Raw genomic sequence first — 16,678 nt, 5'->3', positions numbered from 1 at the left:
ATATCAGTCCCAGCCGTATTCCTCTCCAAGCCATCCCTGATTGACGTCGGGATATCCGCATTCGTCACAGTAGCCGTCATAGTACGGAGCGCCGCAGGAAGGGCATTCTGAATATGAAGGGCGAGAGTGGGAAACGGTTCTTTTAGGCGGGTTGCTTCTTTTCTGTGTGGTGTTGCTGCTGTCGGACGGGCTGTCAATGGCCGCGCAGCAGAATATCGCAATGATTATGAAAAATATCATTCCTGCAATTGAATCTATCATGGGTAATAATATGTGAACAACTTATATATTATTTTTGGTTTGTTTTTTTAGTTTATGTGTTTTGAAAATTAGTGTTATTGAATTTTTGAAGATGAGTGCAGATATTCATTCTGACTCATCTTCTTCACTATCTTTCATTTTTTTCTTCAGGTTTTCGATTCCTATGATCATATTCTTCCTCCTTCATCTAAGTTTCAAATTGAGGTCGGCAGTGTCCGGCTGCCTTCACATTAATGTTTGAAATCATCATATATAAATATTTAGGTATGCCTAAAAATTATATATTTTTACAGAAAAATCCTCAAAAACCGCACCAAAATGAAAATTTTATCCAAAATTTCAAAAACCTCTAAAAATTCCCGAATACTTTAAATAAGCATTTTAAGCCATTTCCTATAAAAAATTTCTTTTCGAGAAAGGCAATTTCACACCTTTAATCATCAGTTTTTCAGATATTTTTCACCCTTTTAAAAATAATAATGGGTATTATTCGGCAGTTTGACATATCCACTTAAAACCGACATTATCGAAAAATCACCGATCTTTCACGAAATTGCATGGGGAGTTAAAATTTCGCATGACCCAAAAATCACCTCAATTTTAATTACCCGTAATTTCAATATAATCGAAGAAAAAATCCCTGCCTATTTGGGATTTTTTTTAAAATGACAAAATCGGAATTTTTTTTGAAAAATGGGGAATTTATAAGAACTTACTTGAATGAATTTTTTTTCAAATAACGAAAAGCTTTTATATGATATCATAGTTAGTATGTATTACACAATGTATTACAAGTGAAGACAATGCTTAAAATCAGGAATTTGACCCACTATATCGATGAAAAAACCCATGAAAAGAGAACAAAATTCACCTACATTATTGGAGAGAATGGATATTTCCAAAACCTTGATGTAGAAAATCACGTTACACTTGAAATGGCCCTCTCTATTGTAAAAGATATGATGGCCGAAAGGCTGATTCAGATTTCACTTAAGGAAACCATTTCAAAAATTGATGCGGCCGAGGAGGACTATGAGTTCATGGGACTTGACCTGAGGGACATGATTTTTGACATCGACATTTTCGACAAGGATTCCGAACTCTACCAGTCATTCAAGAGACTGATTATAAAGTATTGGAGCAGGGATTTTCCCCTTGTCTTTCACCTATTTTTAAACATAGAAAGCATAAAGATTCATGACGACAGCGACGGTAAGACACTTTTCGCCCATTACTTCGAAGGGCTCAGGGAGTTCAAAAATGAAATCAGCTTCATTGAATACGTAAACTCAAAGGTCACGCTTCCTGTGGTAAACGACTATCTTGCATACATAGACACCGACCGGCTGGTCGACTACTACATCATAGACCCGACAGTCAAGAGGTCTGATCTGGATTATGTGCTTCGAAAAAACAATGTCGGCATCCGCGTCACAAAGGACAACTCCTCCCAGTGGCAGGCCTTCGGATACTGCTATGCAAAGGACAATGACCTGAGCGACCTTGAGGCGCTAAGCTTTGCAAAGCTCATTTCAAGATATGTTTCAAACACAGGCGAAGGCCTTGACAAAAACAGATACGTCAAGGAGTATCTGATTGAAGAGGAAATCGCAAAAAAGGACCTTGAGTTTGCATCCCAGAATATTCCTGCCGATGAGCGAATCGAGAAAATTTTTTATGAGCTTTTTGACATATACTCCTCAAGGATTGCAGATTACGAATACAGAAACAGGCAGCTGAACTTCAGGCTGACATCCCGAAAGCATGATGAGTTCATGAAGGCGCCGGGAAGGACAAACACAGAAAAGCTTGAATATCTTATAAATTTCTACATTGAAAATTCCTCAAGAAATGACATCGACCTCACCTCGTGGATCGGCGATGATGTCAGGGTTTTCAATTCCAAAAAATGAGGTCGGTTTTGATGGGTGAAAAATATATCCGAAGTAGTAAAAATTCATATAAAATTATTAAGAATTCACGTGTTTTTGCCAAGGTCGACACTCTGGAAGATGCGATTTTCATAAGGGATTTGCTTGTAGGCAAAGATTGGGATATCGATAATTTTACACTTGAAATGCACCTCTCTCTGGACACATACATGGTTATAGCAAAAATTGATGAAAAACTGCACCTCTTAGGTAAATTCAACACCAAACCAAACGATAAGTTGGTCGAAAAACTCATCAAAAAAATAAGGAGAAATCCAAATAACTCAAAGTATGGCCTCAACATTTCAAGGGTATACGAAATCTTCATGGTCAAAAAGCAGATTGCCGGCGATGAGTACATATTCGGGCTCTATGACAATCTGGATGATGCCAAATTCACAAGAAACTTCCTTCTTGACAATAACTGGAACGTAAATGCATTCAAAAATGTGGAATTCTGCGATGAAAGCGAAACCTTCAAGATAGTTGAGGTCATCGACGAGAGGGTCTACATTCTGGCAAGCTTCGAAAGCTTTGATGAGGCCCAAAGCAATATTGAAAACTCACGAAAGGAATTTCTAAACATGATTTACAAACACAAAACAGGCCTTGCAAACTACCCCCATCTTGATGCGCTGACAGACAGGATTGAATATCTGGAAGGTGCATTTCAAGTGAAAACAACAGATGATACCTGGAATTTCACAAGTGAAACCACAGACCCGCTGAATGACATAATTTTCACTCTCACTCCATGGCAGAAAATAATCTATGATGCATCCTCTGAAAGCTTCACGGTTGATGACCTTGAAAGTTCACTTGAAAGATACAGGTCAAAAAATTTCACGCAAAAAATAGAAAAATATCTTGATGAGCTTGTTGAGCTGAAGCTGATAGAAAAAATTGACGGGCGGAAATTCAAAAAACTATAAATATTCTGCACGAAAAATATACTATTGGTGTTAATATATGTTTAACACCTTTAGTCTGTGTTTATAAAAAAAGGGAGCAGTGACTTATGCCACTGCTCCCTGAATGATAAATGAAGAATGAGTCTCACTTTTTTTTAAGATTTTTTTTATATGAGCCACGGCTTTCGCCGCAGCCCAACTATTACGAGAGTGGGATCATGTCAATGCACAATCCCATGATAAATGAACGTTATTTTCTGTCGGATAATAATTCTCCAGCCACTCCGATGCTTTCCTTTGGATAAGCCTGGACTAAAACAGTAATTGCGTCAATAGGTAAATCATAAGCCTCTGCAACAACTTCAGAAACTTTCCTGACCATTTCTCTTTTTTTCTCAACACTGATTCCATCATTTCCAGCAATAGTAATTACAGGCATTATATTCACCATTTAAATATATCATTATGATAATATAAATATCTTTTCCCAAATTCATTCCAATTTCTTTGGAATTTCCCTCCGACTTTTTCCCAAATCTCAAAAAAGTAATATAGATTAAAACACACATAATTAACTAAAGGTCTTGATATTATGCTTGGTGAAGAAGAACTTGTTAAACTGTTTCCTGATTTCGCCGATTTGGTTCAGCCGTCAGGAATTGATTTGGAGCTGGATAAGATTTACATCCAAAAGAGTGAAGGGTCACTTATTGACAACGAAAAGAAATTGCCTGACCTTGAAGAGATGGAAGGCGACATTTACACATTAAAGCCGCACACCGCCTATCTGGCAAGCATCAAAAGGAAAATCAAAATTCCGAAAGGATATACCATGCTGTACTTGCCCAGATCAACACTGCTGAGGTCATTCATTTCAGTTCAGACTGCAGTCGGCGATCCTGGGTTTTACGGAACATTGATGTTTATGGTATACAACCATGGCGAGTTCGAATACAAAATCAAGTCCGGCGACAGAATTGCACAGGCGGTTGTTTTCCCGGTTGAGGGTTCAGGCGAGTATGACGGGTCTTATCAAGAGGAAGAAAAATGAACGTTTCAGATAAGATAGTTGAGATATTGGAAAGCGAAGATGTCAGGGATGTTTTCGGAATTCCGGGCGAGCAGATAATGCCTCTTTACAAGGCACTTTCAGCTTCAAGCATAAATCATGTTTTAACAAGACACGAACAGGCAGCAGCACATGCTGCAGACGGATATTGCCGTTCAAGCGGAAAAATTGGCGTCTGCATCGCAACCGCTTCACCTGGGGCGCTGAACTTTACCATGGCGCTTGCAACAGCGTATAAGGACAACGTTCCGATTTTAGTTCTGACAGGAGACAATGAACTCAAGCACAGAGGCTCCGACTTTTTCCAGACCCTTCCCCAAAGGGAGATTCTATCACACATAGTTCAGGACTCATACAATCCGCTGAATGGAACCGAAGCACTGTATTGTCTAAGGGCGGCCATCTTTGCGCTTAAAAACAATCCGAAGGGACCGATTCACATAAACCTTGCAAAGGATGTGCTCTTAAGTGAGGATTTTCAGGACTTTGATTTGTGCTATCTGTGTGAGGATGACCTCTCAAACATCTCAAAGGCCCAGGAGCTGATTGACGGTGCCGAAAGACCGCTGTTCATTTTGGGTGCAGGTGCAATCACACAAAAGGACAATATTGAAGAGATAGTAAACAGATGCAAAATACCGGTAACCACAACATTCCATGCAAAGGGAATAATTTCTGAATTGGATGACTTGAATTTGGGCATGGTCGGAATCAGGTCAACTTCAAGGGCAAAATACGCCTTTGAAAATTCGGATTGCATAATTGCGTTGGGCATAAAGGGAAGCGAGAGGACACTTCCTGAAATTCCGGAAAACCTGATTCATGTAAACATCAACAGGGATGTTCTTGTAGGCGACTATCCGATTCACGGAAAGGTCGAGGACTTTTTGGCGAACATCAGATTCCGGAAAACCGGCTGGATTGACGAAATTTTGAAAGTCGCCAACGATTTGAAAATCGAAGGAATCGATTGTGACTTGAAGCCTCAGGCGGCAATCAGCAGAATCCTTGAGAGATTTCCGGAAGACATCATAGTTTCGGATGCCGGCTCACACACTACCTGGACAACACTTCTCAAAAAGTCAACTGCCCCAAGGCAGCTTCTCTTTTCAGGGGGTCTTGCTCCGATGGGTTATGGCCTGCCGGCGGCAATAGGCGCAGGTGTTGCAACTTCACAAAAGGTCATTGTCATTAATGGCGACGGCGATTTTCAGATGAATCTTCAGGAACTTGCAACCCTGAAGGAAAATGACTTGGATGTGATTGTCTTCATTTTGAACAATTCGCAATTCGGCATCATCCGCCAGTGGGAAGAGACATTTTACGATATGGATCCCTACCAGGTCAACTTGAAAAATCCGGACTTCGTAAAGTTGGCATCATCATATGGCATTGATGCGGTTCGTGTGGATAACCTGGATGATTTGGATTTGGTGCTTGGCAAAAATCTGTCAGGACCGCTCATTGTTGAGGTCATTGTTGAGAGTGAAAATATTCCACTTCCCAAATAATCTACAATCTTTGTAAAACGCTCAAGCTAAGTCCTGTGTATTTGATTATTTTTTGCATAGGTACATTGTCTTTTTTTAGTTTTTTAGCTAATTTTATTCTTTCCTTTTCTTTTCCTTTAATCTCTCCTTTTTTGAATCCTTCTTTTATTCCTTCTTTTTTTCCATTTTTTTCTGCATCTTCGACTAATTTTCGTTCATATTCTTCTAAAAATTGGCTTCCCATATTTACCCCCTTTAACATTTCTTCTTTTTCGTCTTCTGGTATGAATATGTCTGTAAGGATTATATGGTTTGATTAACTTTTTTGAATCCCTCCTGAAGCCGACAACATATTGTATGTTTCTAAGTATGATGTCTTCAGTTGTCCTGGATTTGTGAAACTCAAAATCGATACAGTAACCGTTTGCCGTTTCGACAACCATGTCCAAAATTTTCAATTTATTCTGTGGAGTGTAGATTTCATAACCATAGATGTTTTCAATCCCCTCCTTTTCACCAATGAACCTCAATAGAGAATTCGCAAAGATTCTGCACGCTAGTTTTGAAAGTTTGTCATATTTTTTAAAGATAATGCTTTCACCTTTTTTTTGGCATTGACCAATTTCAAGCTAGCTTACTTTATTGGTTATGGTTAATGTTGGCGTTTGACCTATATAAATTAGTAAGTAGTTTTTAAAAGCAATTTTACGCTATTAGAACAATTTTTTTATTCAAGACAATTGTCAACAAACTCTTTAACAATTGGCTCTATTTCGATGGTTTCATCTAGGGGTGCGAGGTAAATTTCATCATTTTCTTCATAAATTATTCCGACAGGTGAAATTTCTTCGCTGGCCACCCTCTCATTTACCTCAAATGTTGTTCGTTTAAACACGAACGTAAATCCGCAAAGTGTCTTGAATTCATACTTGTCGTGATGATCGATTTTGAACAGGTCTTCGATGAACTTTTCAATGTCATCTTTCATCAAGAACACCCCGTATAAATAATCTTACATTCTTTTTCAAAAGCAGTCTGATGGTTGGAACAAGAAGTTTCAACGGATAAATCTCGATGTCGTTGACACCTTCGCAGTCAAGCACGCTTCCTGTAAATGACGGCTCGGCACTCAAGCGCAGCTTTTCATGCATGGGGTTTATGACGGATAAAACGCCCCAGATCATACCTATATATTTTCCGGTATCTGCATAGCTGGTCATTCCAAAAATAAGATGATTTTCAAGTTTTTTAATGCTTATCACATTCAATGCAGATTTTAAATATATCTTAAAGTCTTCAAAACAAGGTTTGGCTAAATCAAGCAGCTTTTTGATATCTCTCTTTTTATGGTCTTCTTCCTCTTCATCTTCTTCTTTGTCGCTGTCTTTTGAAGGGAATTTGCGGGAATAAACCTTTATCTTTTTAAAAATGAGTATTTTCAAACATCCTTTAAGTTCACGGCCCTTTTTGTCATAGACCAGTGAGACTCTAATCCCGACAAGCAGTAAAATAATAATGAATAAGATGATTATTAGAATAATCATCCCTAGGATGTTTAACATATATGATTCCTATTCTTCGTCTTCAGATGAGGTAAATTCAGGTTCGATGTATTCGCTTTCATCGTATTCGTCATCATTTTTTGATCCCAAATAGTTTTTCACCAAATCTGAAATGATGAATCCCAAATCGGATAATGCTTTGTTTGCGTCGCTTCCTTTACTTAAATCAAGCACACGAACTCCATCGGCACTACTGCCTTTTTTAGGAATCATGACCATTGATATCGGTTCCACTCCGGCACCTGCTCCGGCTGCATCGCTGCCCTCTTTGCCGAACAGTCCTTCTCCGGCCCCAAATCCGAATCCCATCTTTATGACAGGGATTAGAATTTTGTCTTCGGTTTCAATAGGGCTTCCGATAACATTGTCCACATTAATGATTTTTCTTAACTCTTCAACAGTTGTCTTTATATTATTGCTCATAGTTTCACATCCTGTCTTATGGTTTAATGTTTGTATTTAATGTTTAAAATATTTTTATATTCGGCTGAAAAGGTACTGACTTGACTTTGAAAATCGCTTTCGTTTCTACAAATTTTTTTTAGAAGCAGGATTTCATTGTAACATCTTAAGTTTTTATCCCGGCTTTGACAAAATGGATGGCATTGGGGAGCCTCATCAGTAATACTTTTTTCACTTATAAGACATATGTTTCAAGTGTAACTTTTAACTTATAATTTTTTTATGCAAAATTCGTGAGGTGCGTTTCAAGTGTAACTTTTCACTTATTACTTATAAGGAACATATTTTAGACATGCATTTCAAGTGTAACTTTTCACATATAATTTATAAGTTATACCAAAGGGGTGCATTTCAAGTGTAACTTTTTTTCTTATCACTTATAAGTAATATATTTTTTACAAAAATTCGGCAATTATAACTTATAATCGGCTTGAAAAATCAAAAAAAGAGAGTGACAGAATCATAAGTATGATTCTGCAATTGATGCCACACCGGCTCCGGCATCGTCGATTACGCCTAAACCTTTTAATGTCATTCCGATAGCGGCAAAGGTTTGGGTCAGTTCCTTGTAGGAAATATTTCCCATGTGTCCTATTCTGAAAATGTTTCCTTTCAGGTGATCTTGTCCTCCAGCCAGTTCAACGCCGTATTTGTCACGGGTTGTGCCTCTGAAGTCAGCATCGGTGATTCCTTCAGGCATTTTGACTGCTGTAACGGTAGCGGATGAAACGGCTTCGTCAGCAAACAATTCCAATCCTAAAGCTTTAACCGCATCGACACTGGCTTTAGCAGCTTTGTGGTGGCGTGCAACTCTGGCTTCAAGACCTTCTTCCATAACCATTTTCAACGCTTCATTCATTGCATAGGTAAGTGAAACTGATGGAGTGTATGGAGTTTCAGGTGGGACTTTGTCTCCGCTTTTTCTTACGGCTTTCATGTCCAGGTAGTAGGTATTGGTTTCAACCTTATCAACGGCAGCCCATGCGTCGTCACTTAGGGTAATTGCTGCCATTCCAGGAGGTGCGGCCAGACATTTTTGTGATCCGGTAAGACAGACGTCAATTCCGAACTTTTCAACATCCACATAATCCCCTCCGAGGGAGGATACGGTATCTACAATGTATAATGCATCGTAGTTTTTCATTACTTTACCTATTTCTTCAATAGGTGCAGCCACACCGGTGGATGTTTCGTTGTGGATTACGCTTACAGCCTTGATGTCTTCATCTTCGTCCAATGCTTCAGCGATAGCTTCAGGGGTTACTGCAGTTCCCCATTCAACTGCCAGTTCTTTGGATTCGATTCCATGGGTTTGAGCTATTTTCATGAAACGTTCTCCGAATTTTCCGCCTACAACATTCAACATTTTTTCTCCAGGTGCAACGGTATTTGCAATACCTGCTTCCATAGCTGCAGTTCCAGATCCAGTTAATAAATAAGAATTATTTGGTGTTTGGAAAACTTTACTCATTAATTCAGTAGTTTCAGTTAAGATTTCACCATATTTAGCGCTTCTGTGGTTAACAACAGCTTTTGACATTGCATTGAGTACTCTTGGATGCACTGTTGTCGGTCCGGGAAGCATTAATAAAATATCATTCATTAAAATTTCCTCCAATTTTCTAGAAAATTAGCTTAGTTTCAAGCTATATATAATTTTTGTCTTCATACTTATTAAATATTTTTAAAATATTGTTTTATTCATTTATGGAGTGATTTGCAGATATAATTTGTCATTTCATTCAATAAAATTTAAATTTATAATGAATTGTTTAATCATGTTTTGCCATATCATTTTTATATGCAATTTTGCCAAAAGATATAATTGTTGGGATATATACATTAGTCATATGCTTAAGAGGATTTGTTCTTTCACAGTAGGGCTGTTTATAATGTCGCTTGGGGTGGCCTTTTCAATCATATCAACGCTTGGAACGACTCCAATCAGCTCCATTTCCTATGCATTGAATTTGATAACCGGCATAAACATAGGAATAACCACTTTTGTTTTCAATGCGGCGCTGATTTTCATTCAACTGATAATTTTAAGGGCACGATTCGAGAAAAAAAGATTGTTGCAGTTCATCAATTGTGTTCTCTTTGGATATTTCACGGATTTGGCGCTTCATATTGTTTCATTCGTTCCATTTGAAGCTACAGTTCCATACTATATTCTTTATCTTGCATTGAGCATATTTCTGATAGCCTTCGGAATATTCATATATATGCCTGCAAATATCGCGCCGCTTCCTGGTGAAGGATGTGTCGAGGCAATAGCCGTCGTGACAAAGTGGAGATTTTCAACAATCAAAATGGGTTTTGACGCTTCAATGGTGATTATTGCTTTTATAATGTGTGCTCTGTGGTATACAAATGTTTTTGGCGCCGTCAGCATCGGAACGGTCATATCTGCATTCATGGTTGGTTTTACATTAAGACAGATTTCCAATGTTTATTTTGCCTTGACTGGTGAGAGGATTAATGTAGTCAATCCTTAGAAAGCATTTCATCGATTTTGGCGGATGTTTCTTTATCAATGTTGTTTTTTTCTTTAATCTCTTTTGATAATTCATTTTGTTGTTTAATGATTTTTTCTTTAAGATAAACTAAATTTAATAAGTTAAGCAGTTTAACAATCTAAAAACAATTTCTATAAAATAATAAATTATTTAATTAATCACTGGCTTAAATTATTATAGTGAGGTTTAAACATGGAATTTGGACTTTGGGAAAGATATTATAAGGAAATTCTTGACGATTTCGGTTTTTCAAGAGAAGGTGACGAAAACTCAGCAAAGGTTTTGGATGAGATACTCTCCGAAGAGGGCTGCCTTACATTGGATGACTTAAGCCAGATTGTTGGCTTTTCAGACAAGTACATCGTATTCGGGGCAGGGCCTTCCCTGAAGGAACACATTATTGAATTGAAGGAAAATTACGATTTAAAGGATTACGTATTGGTTTCAGCAGACGGCGCGACAACCGCATTAATCGAGGAAAAGATTGCTCCGGACATAGTCGCCACAGATTTGGACGGAAACATGGATGACATACTTTTGGCCGATTTGAGGGGAGCAAACATTGCAGTCCACGCTCACGGAGACAATCTCGAGCAGGTAATCAAATACACATCATTTTTCACAAACGTAATAGGCACCACACAGGCCCAGCCGGTGGGAAACATCTACAACTTCGGAGGATTCACAGACGGTGACAGGGCAATATTTCTGGCTGTTGCATTGGGCGCAAGCGAAATAACCCTTGCGGGTATGGATTTCGGAGATGTGGTGACAAAATATTCAAGACCAAACCTTGAAAGCGACCTGGCAGAGGCCGATGAGTTTAAAAAGAAAAAACTGATGTATGCTGAGAAATTGACACAATGGATAATCGACAACGAGGATGTCAATATTATCAATTTGTGTAAATAATAATTGATTTATAATAGTTAAAACAAACTAGATACTATGGGAATTGAAGATATTTTAATGCATGATGAAAGTCTTTTTCAAAACATAAACGCTTTTGATCCGGATTACGTGCCTCCGAACTATAATTTCAGAGATACTCAAATGGAAGCGATGGCAATGTCAATAAGGCCTGCCATGAGAGGGGGCCAGCCTTCAAACGCAATTGTTTTGGGCTCACCGGCAACAGGAAAAACAACAGCAATCAGAAAGGTATTTGAACTAGTTGAAAAGAACACGGAAAAGGTCGTGTGCGTATATATCAACTGCCAGCTTCACACTACCCGTTTCGGAATATTTTCCCAAATCCACAAAAAGATGTTCGGACATCTTCCTCCCGAAACAGGCGTTCCGTTTTCCAGAATCTATGACAAAATCATGAAAGATCTTCAAAGAAATGAAAAGGCACTTGTGATTGCACTTGATGATGTCAACTACCTGTTCCAAAGCAAGAATGCAAATAAGATATTTTACGATATGCTGAGGGCATATGAGGAATATCCTGGCGTCAAGACATCCATTTTCGCAATCCTGTCAGATTTGGAATTCAAATATGCATTCGATAAAAACGTGAATACGGTCTTCATTCCGCAGGAGATAACATTTCCTCTTTATACCTACTCAGAAACTGAAGACATCCTAAACGACAGGGCTAAGGCAGGATTTTTCCCAGGCGTTTTAAGCGATGATATACTTGAGCAGATTGCAATGTATACCTTTGAAAACGGGGACTTGAGAATCGGAATCAAGCTCCTTAATCTGTGCGGCAACATTGCGGAAGCCGATGCGAGCCGTAAAATCACTCAGGAACACTATGATAAGGCAGTCGACTCTTTGGTTTCAGTAAATATTGCAGAAACAATCAAATCACTAAATGATTCTGAAAAAGAGCTTCTGAGAATGATTGCAGACTATGATGGTGTTTATACTGCAGGCGAATTGTCTGAAATATTTAAAGAAAAAACAGGATCCAGCTATGCGTCATTCGACAGGACATTAAATAAGCTGGAATTCGTAAGGCTCATTGACACAAAATTTACAGGAAAAGGGGTTAAGGGGAATTCTCGTGAAATCATATTGCGTTTTAACCCCGAAGACTATACCATCTAGTTTCCTGGAAATTAGTTTCTGTTAACATTAGAGGATTTGCATGGTAAGCTTGCATGTCTAATGTGCAGCATTAAGGGTTTGGTATTTTATTAAAAAAATAGAATCCAAGCTTTAGATTATGCTCGGAGTCTGCGCTGCAACAACAGAAACAACTGATAATAGTAATGCAGTTATTACAAGAAGCATTACCATGCAAGATTGAACGTCATAGTCGCTGAAGATAATTTCATCTTTTATTGAACTTTTTTTTCTTAAATCTGCTTGTAGGTTGGTATCGTCATTCCATAACATTTTAATCACTATACATAGTATTATTAAAATATTAATATAAAGAAAGAGAAAGAGAGCATCTGAGAAGTAATATCCGTGGGGCAAAACAATGAAAAAATTTGAATATTTTGACGTAACTGCAGACATTGGCTTCAGGGCTTATGGTGAAAGCCTAAACGAAGCGTTTGAAAATGCTGGATTGGCCATTTTCAATATAATTTCAGACACTTCAAACATTGCCCCAGTAATTGAAAAATCATTTGAGATAACCTCCGAGGATGAGGTATCCCTTTTATACGATTACCTTGAGGAGCTGCTTTTTTACCATGAAGTGGACTTCATGCTGTTCAGCGAATTCAGTGTGGACATCTTTGAGGCCGACGGAGAATATAATCTGAAGGCAACAATCAGAGGTGAAGCCATCGATTGGGACAGGCATGAGCGCAAAAGCGAGATAAAGGCAATAACATTTCACATGATGGACGTTAAAAAATCAACCCCTGTTGAGCTTCGGGCCATTGTGGATTTGTAATTTATTTATAATATGACGAACATATATTAGAACATGAAAAGAACTAAATCTGTTTCAAGAACTTTTGAAATGATGATGGGTATATTCGGATCCGTTATCGGAATGTTTTCAGGTTCATTTTTAATTTTCATTAAAAGCTTTGGCCAAAGCCATCCGCCATTTTTAGGAGTCATTGCTATTCTGGCTTCCATTTTAGGTTTCATTTCCGTATATTACGTTAGGAAAAACCCTGAACTTGCTGGAGTCGGTTTTATCATAGCAACCATGTTTGTAATCGTAGGTGCGGACTATATTAACATATTAAGCTCCATGTTCCTGCTTGTTGCGGGGGTCAGTTCCTTATTTAGAAAATGATTTTTATATTTTCCCTTTTTTATATCCGCAAAGGTTTTTTAAGGCTTTGGGCATGGGATGTCTTCTTTAATTTAAATTTTAATCATTAAATGAAATCAACTTCATTTCCTTTTCTTTTAAATTTTGATTGATATAATTAATTTTTCACAGGTTATAGCATCATTGTGATGGAAAAATGGCCTTTTGACTGCTTTAGTTTAAGATTCATAAATTCAAGTGGGTTCTGCTCATCGAATTTTTTCATTTTTGAAGATATCCTGATATTCATCGGTTACCAAAACTTTATTTAAACATCATCAATAGATATTAAAGCATAATAATTCAGTGATTTTTATGGCTATCAAAGATGAAATGAAAAAGATTAAGGATAATGTTTATGAGATTCCGGGCTCCTACAATAAGAAAATGAGAGCTTCCGGAAGATTTTACATTGATGATGAAAGTTTTGAGGCCCTTGAAGAGGGTGCAGTCCAGCAAATCGTTAATGTGGCTTGCCTTCCGGGCGTTCAAAGGTATTCAATCGGCCTTCCGGACATCCATTACGGATACGGATTTCCGATTGGCGGTGTGGCAGCATTCAGCCTTAGAAACGGTATAGTATCTCCGGGAGGAGTCGGCTTTGACATCAACTGCGGAGTCAGGCTGATTAAATCAAACTTGACCCTGGATGACATTGAAGGGCATTTGGATGAGCTTACAGAAAAGCTGTTCAAAAACATTCCGTCAGGTGTCGGAAGCAAAGGCAGAATCAAGCTTGATAAAGATGAAATCAATGATGTGCTTGATTATGGTGCCGAATGGGCTGTCAACAACGGATACGGATGGCCGGAAGACCTGGAAGTTTTGGAAGAAAACGGAAGGATGGTCGATGCAGATTCAAGCATAGTTTCAGACAAGGCCAAAAAAAGGGGAATTCCGCAATTGGGTTCACTGGGTTCCGGAAATCACTTCCTGGAAGTTCAGATAGTTGATGAAATCTACAATGAGGAGGTTGCCGAAGTCTTCGGTCTTGAAAAGGGCATGATTGTAATCATGATTCATTCAGGTTCCAGAGGATGCGGACATCAGGTATGTTCAGATTACCTGAGGGTGATGGACAAGGCATACAAGAAATACAAAATCACACTTGACGACAGGCAACTGGCATGCGCACCGCTCGATTCAAAGGAAGCTCAAAACTACATTCAGGCAATGGCCGCAGCGGCAAACTACGCATGGGCAAACAGACAGATGATGACTCATTGGGTTCGTGAGACCTTTGAGGAAGTATTGGGAAAATCCGCAAAGGACATGGAAATGGACATTGTCTATGACGTTGCCCACAACATAGTCAAGATGGAAACCCATAAGGTATATAAAAGGGAAGAGGAGCTTCTGGTTCACAGAAAAGGAGCTACCCGTGCGTTCGGTCCTGGAAGGCCTGAAGTTCCTGAAAAATACAGGGATGTCGGACAGCCTGTACTGATTCCGGGCACAATGGGAACAGCTTCATACGTGCTCCACGGAACTGAAGTCGCAATGGAGGAAACATTCGGATCCACTGCCCACGGAGCAGGAAGGGTATTGTCAAGGTCCAAGGCCAAAAAGGACTTCTCCGCCGATGAAATCACTGAAGATATGGAGAAAAAAGGAATCAAAATCAAGGCAACAAGCAAAAACGTGATTGCCGAAGAGGCTCCTGGCGCTTATAAGGATGTTGACAGTGTTGTCCGCGTATCCGACAGTACAGGAATCGCCAAGCTGGTCGCAAAGGTCAGGCCATTATCAGTATGTAAAGGGTAGTTGAAATGATAGGCATTATCGGCGGAAGCGGAGTGTATGAAATCACCCAAAATGCGGATGAGTGCAATAGAAAATTAATCCGAACTGATTATGGTGATGTCGAAGTCTCCATGCTGGATATTTTCGGCAAAAAAGTGGCCTTTATCCCGCGCCATGCATCAGGACACAGCATTCCGCCTCACAGGATTAATTTCAGGGCAAACATCGATGCATTAAAGCAGGTCGGAGTTACAAAGATAATTGCCACAAATTCCGTAGGGTCAATGAATCTTGAAATGCCTCCCGGATCTTTTGTAATTCCTGATGACTTTCTTGATTTTTCACAGAACAGAAAGAAAACATTCTTTGAGGATAAGGTGGTCCATATAGATGTGACCGAACCGTACTGCAGTCAACTGAGGGATGTCTTGGACGCTTCAGGAGAGGTTATCCTGGGAGGCACATATGTATGCACAGAAGGGCCAAGATTCGAAACTCCTGCAGAAATTAAAATGTTCAGGATGCTTGGAGGGGATTTGGTCGGAATGACAGGCCTTCCTGAAGTCACACTTGCCCGCGAAAGGGAGATGTGCTACAATTCAATATGCATAGTGTCAAACTATGCCTCAGGAATTTCTGAAAATAACCTGACAATAGATGAAGTCTTTGAAATGGTCAAGGAAAAGGAACGTGACCTACTTGAACTGATATATAATTTCATAAAAAATGTTGATGAGGCATCAGATTGTGAGTGTCTTCATGCATTGGACGGTGCTGAAGTTTAAGTTATATTATTATGGGGGATTGAATTGAGAATTGCAGTAGTATCTTCAGATGGGAAAAATGTGGATTTGCATCTCGGACGCGGAAAGACAGTATGCGTATATGACTGCGGGGATGAAATCAGTTTCGTTGAAAGAAGGGATGTTGAGATAGCCGAAGATTCAAAGCATCAGGGCGGCAAGGTCCTTAAGGCATGTGGAGATTGTGATGTGCTGATTGCAGTTCAGTATGGCTTCAAATCTAAAATCAAGGCAGAAAACCAGGGCATCAAGTTGGTCATGGATGAAGGCCCGATTGATGATGTTTTGAAAAGATACATGGATCATGTCGATTTCATGAAAAAGCCGGTTTTGTAAATTAAAGCCCTCCGGCTTTCATTTTCAATTTTAAGATATTTGGTTTGGATTAAATTTTTGGCTGAAAAATTTGTTTTTTTTTGAATTTCTAATTTTTTTTGAAAAAGTAATTTTTTTAATAATCTTTATATACTATGAATAAAATAATTAAATGTAACCTTTAAGGGCGGGTTTTATTAATTAAAACTTAAATTACAGATATTTTCTTTAAATAACGTGAGAAAAACTCACAATAGTCGAATAACTGATTATAAACCAATACTTTTTTATAATCCTATTTACAGTTTATTTTATGGAGTATTTGTGAAATACTGTATTTTCAGACTATATTTTAAAATTTTAATAGCGTAGGCTATATT

21 protein-coding genes are annotated in these 16,678 nt (G+C 38.6%); 12 read left to right on the top strand and 9 right to left on the bottom strand.

Features of this window, described 5'->3' with window-relative positions; all coding sequences use genetic code 11:
* Positions 1-3 precede the first annotated feature (3 nt).
* Positions 4-261 carry a hypothetical protein gene (locus ACJMLZ_RS01290; RefSeq protein ID WP_405303581.1) on the bottom strand — a complete coding sequence of 86 codons (258 nt, stop codon included), beginning with the start codon at positions 259-261 and terminating at the stop codon, positions 4-6.
* A gap of 803 nt (positions 262-1,064) precedes the next feature.
* Here ACJMLZ_RS01290 and ACJMLZ_RS01285 point away from each other — a divergent pair.
* Positions 1,065-2,174: a hypothetical protein gene (locus ACJMLZ_RS01285; protein WP_405303580.1), complete on the top strand. Its 1,110-nt coding sequence runs from the start codon at positions 1,065-1,067 to the stop codon at positions 2,172-2,174.
* Positions 2,175-2,185: 11 nt separating this feature from the next.
* The gene (locus tag ACJMLZ_RS01280) at positions 2,186-3,124 is read left to right on the top strand and encodes a hypothetical protein (RefSeq protein WP_405303579.1); all 939 of its coding nucleotides are present in this window, start codon (positions 2,186-2,188) and stop codon (positions 3,122-3,124) included.
* A 229-nt stretch (positions 3,125-3,353) separates the two neighbouring features.
* Here ACJMLZ_RS01280 and dmpI read toward each other — a convergent pair whose 3' ends face one another.
* On the bottom strand, positions 3,354-3,542 hold the full coding sequence (gene dmpI, locus ACJMLZ_RS01275; RefSeq protein ID WP_405303578.1) for a 4-oxalocrotonate tautomerase DmpI: 189 nt from the start codon (positions 3,540-3,542) through the stop codon (positions 3,354-3,356).
* A 153-nt stretch (positions 3,543-3,695) separates the two neighbouring features.
* Here dmpI and ACJMLZ_RS01270 point away from each other — a divergent pair, with 153 nt between their 5' ends.
* The gene (locus ACJMLZ_RS01270; RefSeq protein WP_405303577.1) at positions 3,696-4,154 is read left to right on the top strand and encodes a dCTP deaminase domain-containing protein; all 459 of its coding nucleotides are present in this window, start codon (positions 3,696-3,698) and stop codon (positions 4,152-4,154) included.
* On the top strand, positions 4,151-5,683 hold the full coding sequence (locus ACJMLZ_RS01265; RefSeq protein WP_405303576.1) for a thiamine pyrophosphate-binding protein: 1,533 nt from the start codon (positions 4,151-4,153) through the stop codon (positions 5,681-5,683). Before ACJMLZ_RS01270 ends, ACJMLZ_RS01265 begins: the two co-directional genes overlap by 4 nt.
* Position 5,684: 1 nt before the next feature.
* On the opposite strand, the gene ACJMLZ_RS01260 is transcribed toward ACJMLZ_RS01265, so the two are convergent.
* The 6 genes from ACJMLZ_RS01260 to ACJMLZ_RS01235 form a co-directional block, all read right to left on the bottom strand.
* The gene (locus tag ACJMLZ_RS01260; RefSeq protein WP_405303575.1) at positions 5,685-5,906 is read right to left on the bottom strand and encodes a hypothetical protein; all 222 of its coding nucleotides are present in this window, start codon (positions 5,904-5,906) and stop codon (positions 5,685-5,687) included.
* Positions 5,878-6,192: a hypothetical protein gene (locus tag ACJMLZ_RS01255; RefSeq protein WP_405303574.1), complete on the bottom strand. Its 315-nt coding sequence runs from the start codon at positions 6,190-6,192 to the stop codon at positions 5,878-5,880. The genes ACJMLZ_RS01260 and ACJMLZ_RS01255 overlap by 29 nt, the downstream gene beginning before the upstream one ends.
* A gap of 197 nt (positions 6,193-6,389) precedes the next feature.
* Positions 6,390-6,650 carry a hypothetical protein gene (locus tag ACJMLZ_RS01250; protein WP_405303573.1) on the bottom strand — a complete coding sequence of 87 codons (261 nt, stop codon included), beginning with the start codon at positions 6,648-6,650 and terminating at the stop codon, positions 6,390-6,392.
* Positions 6,640-7,206, bottom strand: a complete 567-nt coding sequence (locus ACJMLZ_RS01245; RefSeq protein WP_405303572.1) for a DUF2953 domain-containing protein — start codon at positions 7,204-7,206, stop codon at positions 6,640-6,642. Before ACJMLZ_RS01245 ends, ACJMLZ_RS01250 begins: the two co-directional genes overlap by 11 nt.
* A gap of 27 nt (positions 7,207-7,233) precedes the next feature.
* Complete coding sequence (locus ACJMLZ_RS01240) at positions 7,234-7,647, bottom strand: GerW family sporulation protein (protein ID WP_405303571.1); 414 nt, start codon at positions 7,645-7,647, stop codon at positions 7,234-7,236.
* A gap of 499 nt (positions 7,648-8,146) precedes the next feature.
* Positions 8,147-9,289, bottom strand: a complete 1,143-nt coding sequence (locus ACJMLZ_RS01235; RefSeq protein ID WP_405303570.1) for a pyridoxal-phosphate-dependent aminotransferase family protein — start codon at positions 9,287-9,289, stop codon at positions 8,147-8,149.
* 289 nt (positions 9,290-9,578) lie between these two features.
* On the opposite strand from ACJMLZ_RS01235, the gene ACJMLZ_RS01230 reads away from it, so the two are divergent.
* From ACJMLZ_RS01230 to ACJMLZ_RS01220, 3 genes are all read left to right on the top strand, one after another.
* The gene (locus ACJMLZ_RS01230) at positions 9,579-10,184 is read left to right on the top strand and encodes a YitT family protein (protein ID WP_405303569.1); all 606 of its coding nucleotides are present in this window, start codon (positions 9,579-9,581) and stop codon (positions 10,182-10,184) included.
* Between the two features lie 213 nt (positions 10,185-10,397).
* A complete protein-coding gene (locus ACJMLZ_RS01225; protein WP_405303567.1) occupies positions 10,398-11,117 on the top strand; it encodes a 6-hydroxymethylpterin diphosphokinase MptE-like protein in 720 nt (239 codons plus the stop codon).
* 36 nt (positions 11,118-11,153) lie between these two features.
* Complete coding sequence (locus ACJMLZ_RS01220; protein ID WP_405303565.1) at positions 11,154-12,263, top strand: ORC1-type DNA replication protein; 1,110 nt, start codon at positions 11,154-11,156, stop codon at positions 12,261-12,263.
* Positions 12,264-12,374: 111 nt separating this feature from the next.
* On the opposite strand, the gene ACJMLZ_RS01215 is transcribed toward ACJMLZ_RS01220, so the two are convergent.
* Positions 12,375-12,554 carry a hypothetical protein gene (locus ACJMLZ_RS01215; protein WP_405303563.1) on the bottom strand — a complete coding sequence of 60 codons (180 nt, stop codon included), beginning with the start codon at positions 12,552-12,554 and terminating at the stop codon, positions 12,375-12,377.
* A gap of 88 nt (positions 12,555-12,642) precedes the next feature.
* Between ACJMLZ_RS01215 and ACJMLZ_RS01210 the strand changes: the two genes are divergently transcribed.
* From ACJMLZ_RS01210 to ACJMLZ_RS01190, 5 genes are all read left to right on the top strand, one after another.
* Positions 12,643-13,065, top strand: coding sequence for an archease (locus tag ACJMLZ_RS01210; RefSeq protein WP_405303561.1), 423 nt, complete (start codon positions 12,643-12,645; stop codon positions 13,063-13,065).
* Between the two features lie 33 nt (positions 13,066-13,098).
* Positions 13,099-13,419 (top strand): hypothetical protein, encoded by a 321-nt coding sequence (locus ACJMLZ_RS01205; RefSeq protein ID WP_405303559.1) that lies wholly within the window; start codon positions 13,099-13,101, stop codon positions 13,417-13,419.
* Positions 13,420-13,752: 333 nt separating this feature from the next.
* Positions 13,753-15,201: an RtcB family protein gene (locus ACJMLZ_RS01200; protein ID WP_405303557.1), complete on the top strand. Its 1,449-nt coding sequence runs from the start codon at positions 13,753-13,755 to the stop codon at positions 15,199-15,201.
* Between the two features lie 5 nt (positions 15,202-15,206).
* Positions 15,207-15,965: an S-methyl-5'-thioadenosine phosphorylase gene (mtnP, locus tag ACJMLZ_RS01195; protein ID WP_405303555.1), complete on the top strand. Its 759-nt coding sequence runs from the start codon at positions 15,207-15,209 to the stop codon at positions 15,963-15,965.
* Positions 15,966-15,989: 24 nt separating this feature from the next.
* Positions 15,990-16,319 (top strand): NifB/NifX family molybdenum-iron cluster-binding protein, encoded by a 330-nt coding sequence (locus ACJMLZ_RS01190; protein WP_405303554.1) that lies wholly within the window; start codon positions 15,990-15,992, stop codon positions 16,317-16,319.
* Positions 16,320-16,678: the final 359 nt, after the last annotated feature.

Origin of the sequence: Methanobrevibacter sp., assembly GCF_045126245.1 — an archaeon.
GTDB lineage: Archaea > Methanobacteriota > Methanobacteria > Methanobacteriales > Methanobacteriaceae > Methanocatella.
Note: the sequence above shows the minus strand (reverse complement) of the source record. Positions and strands in the feature narration are given on the sequence as shown.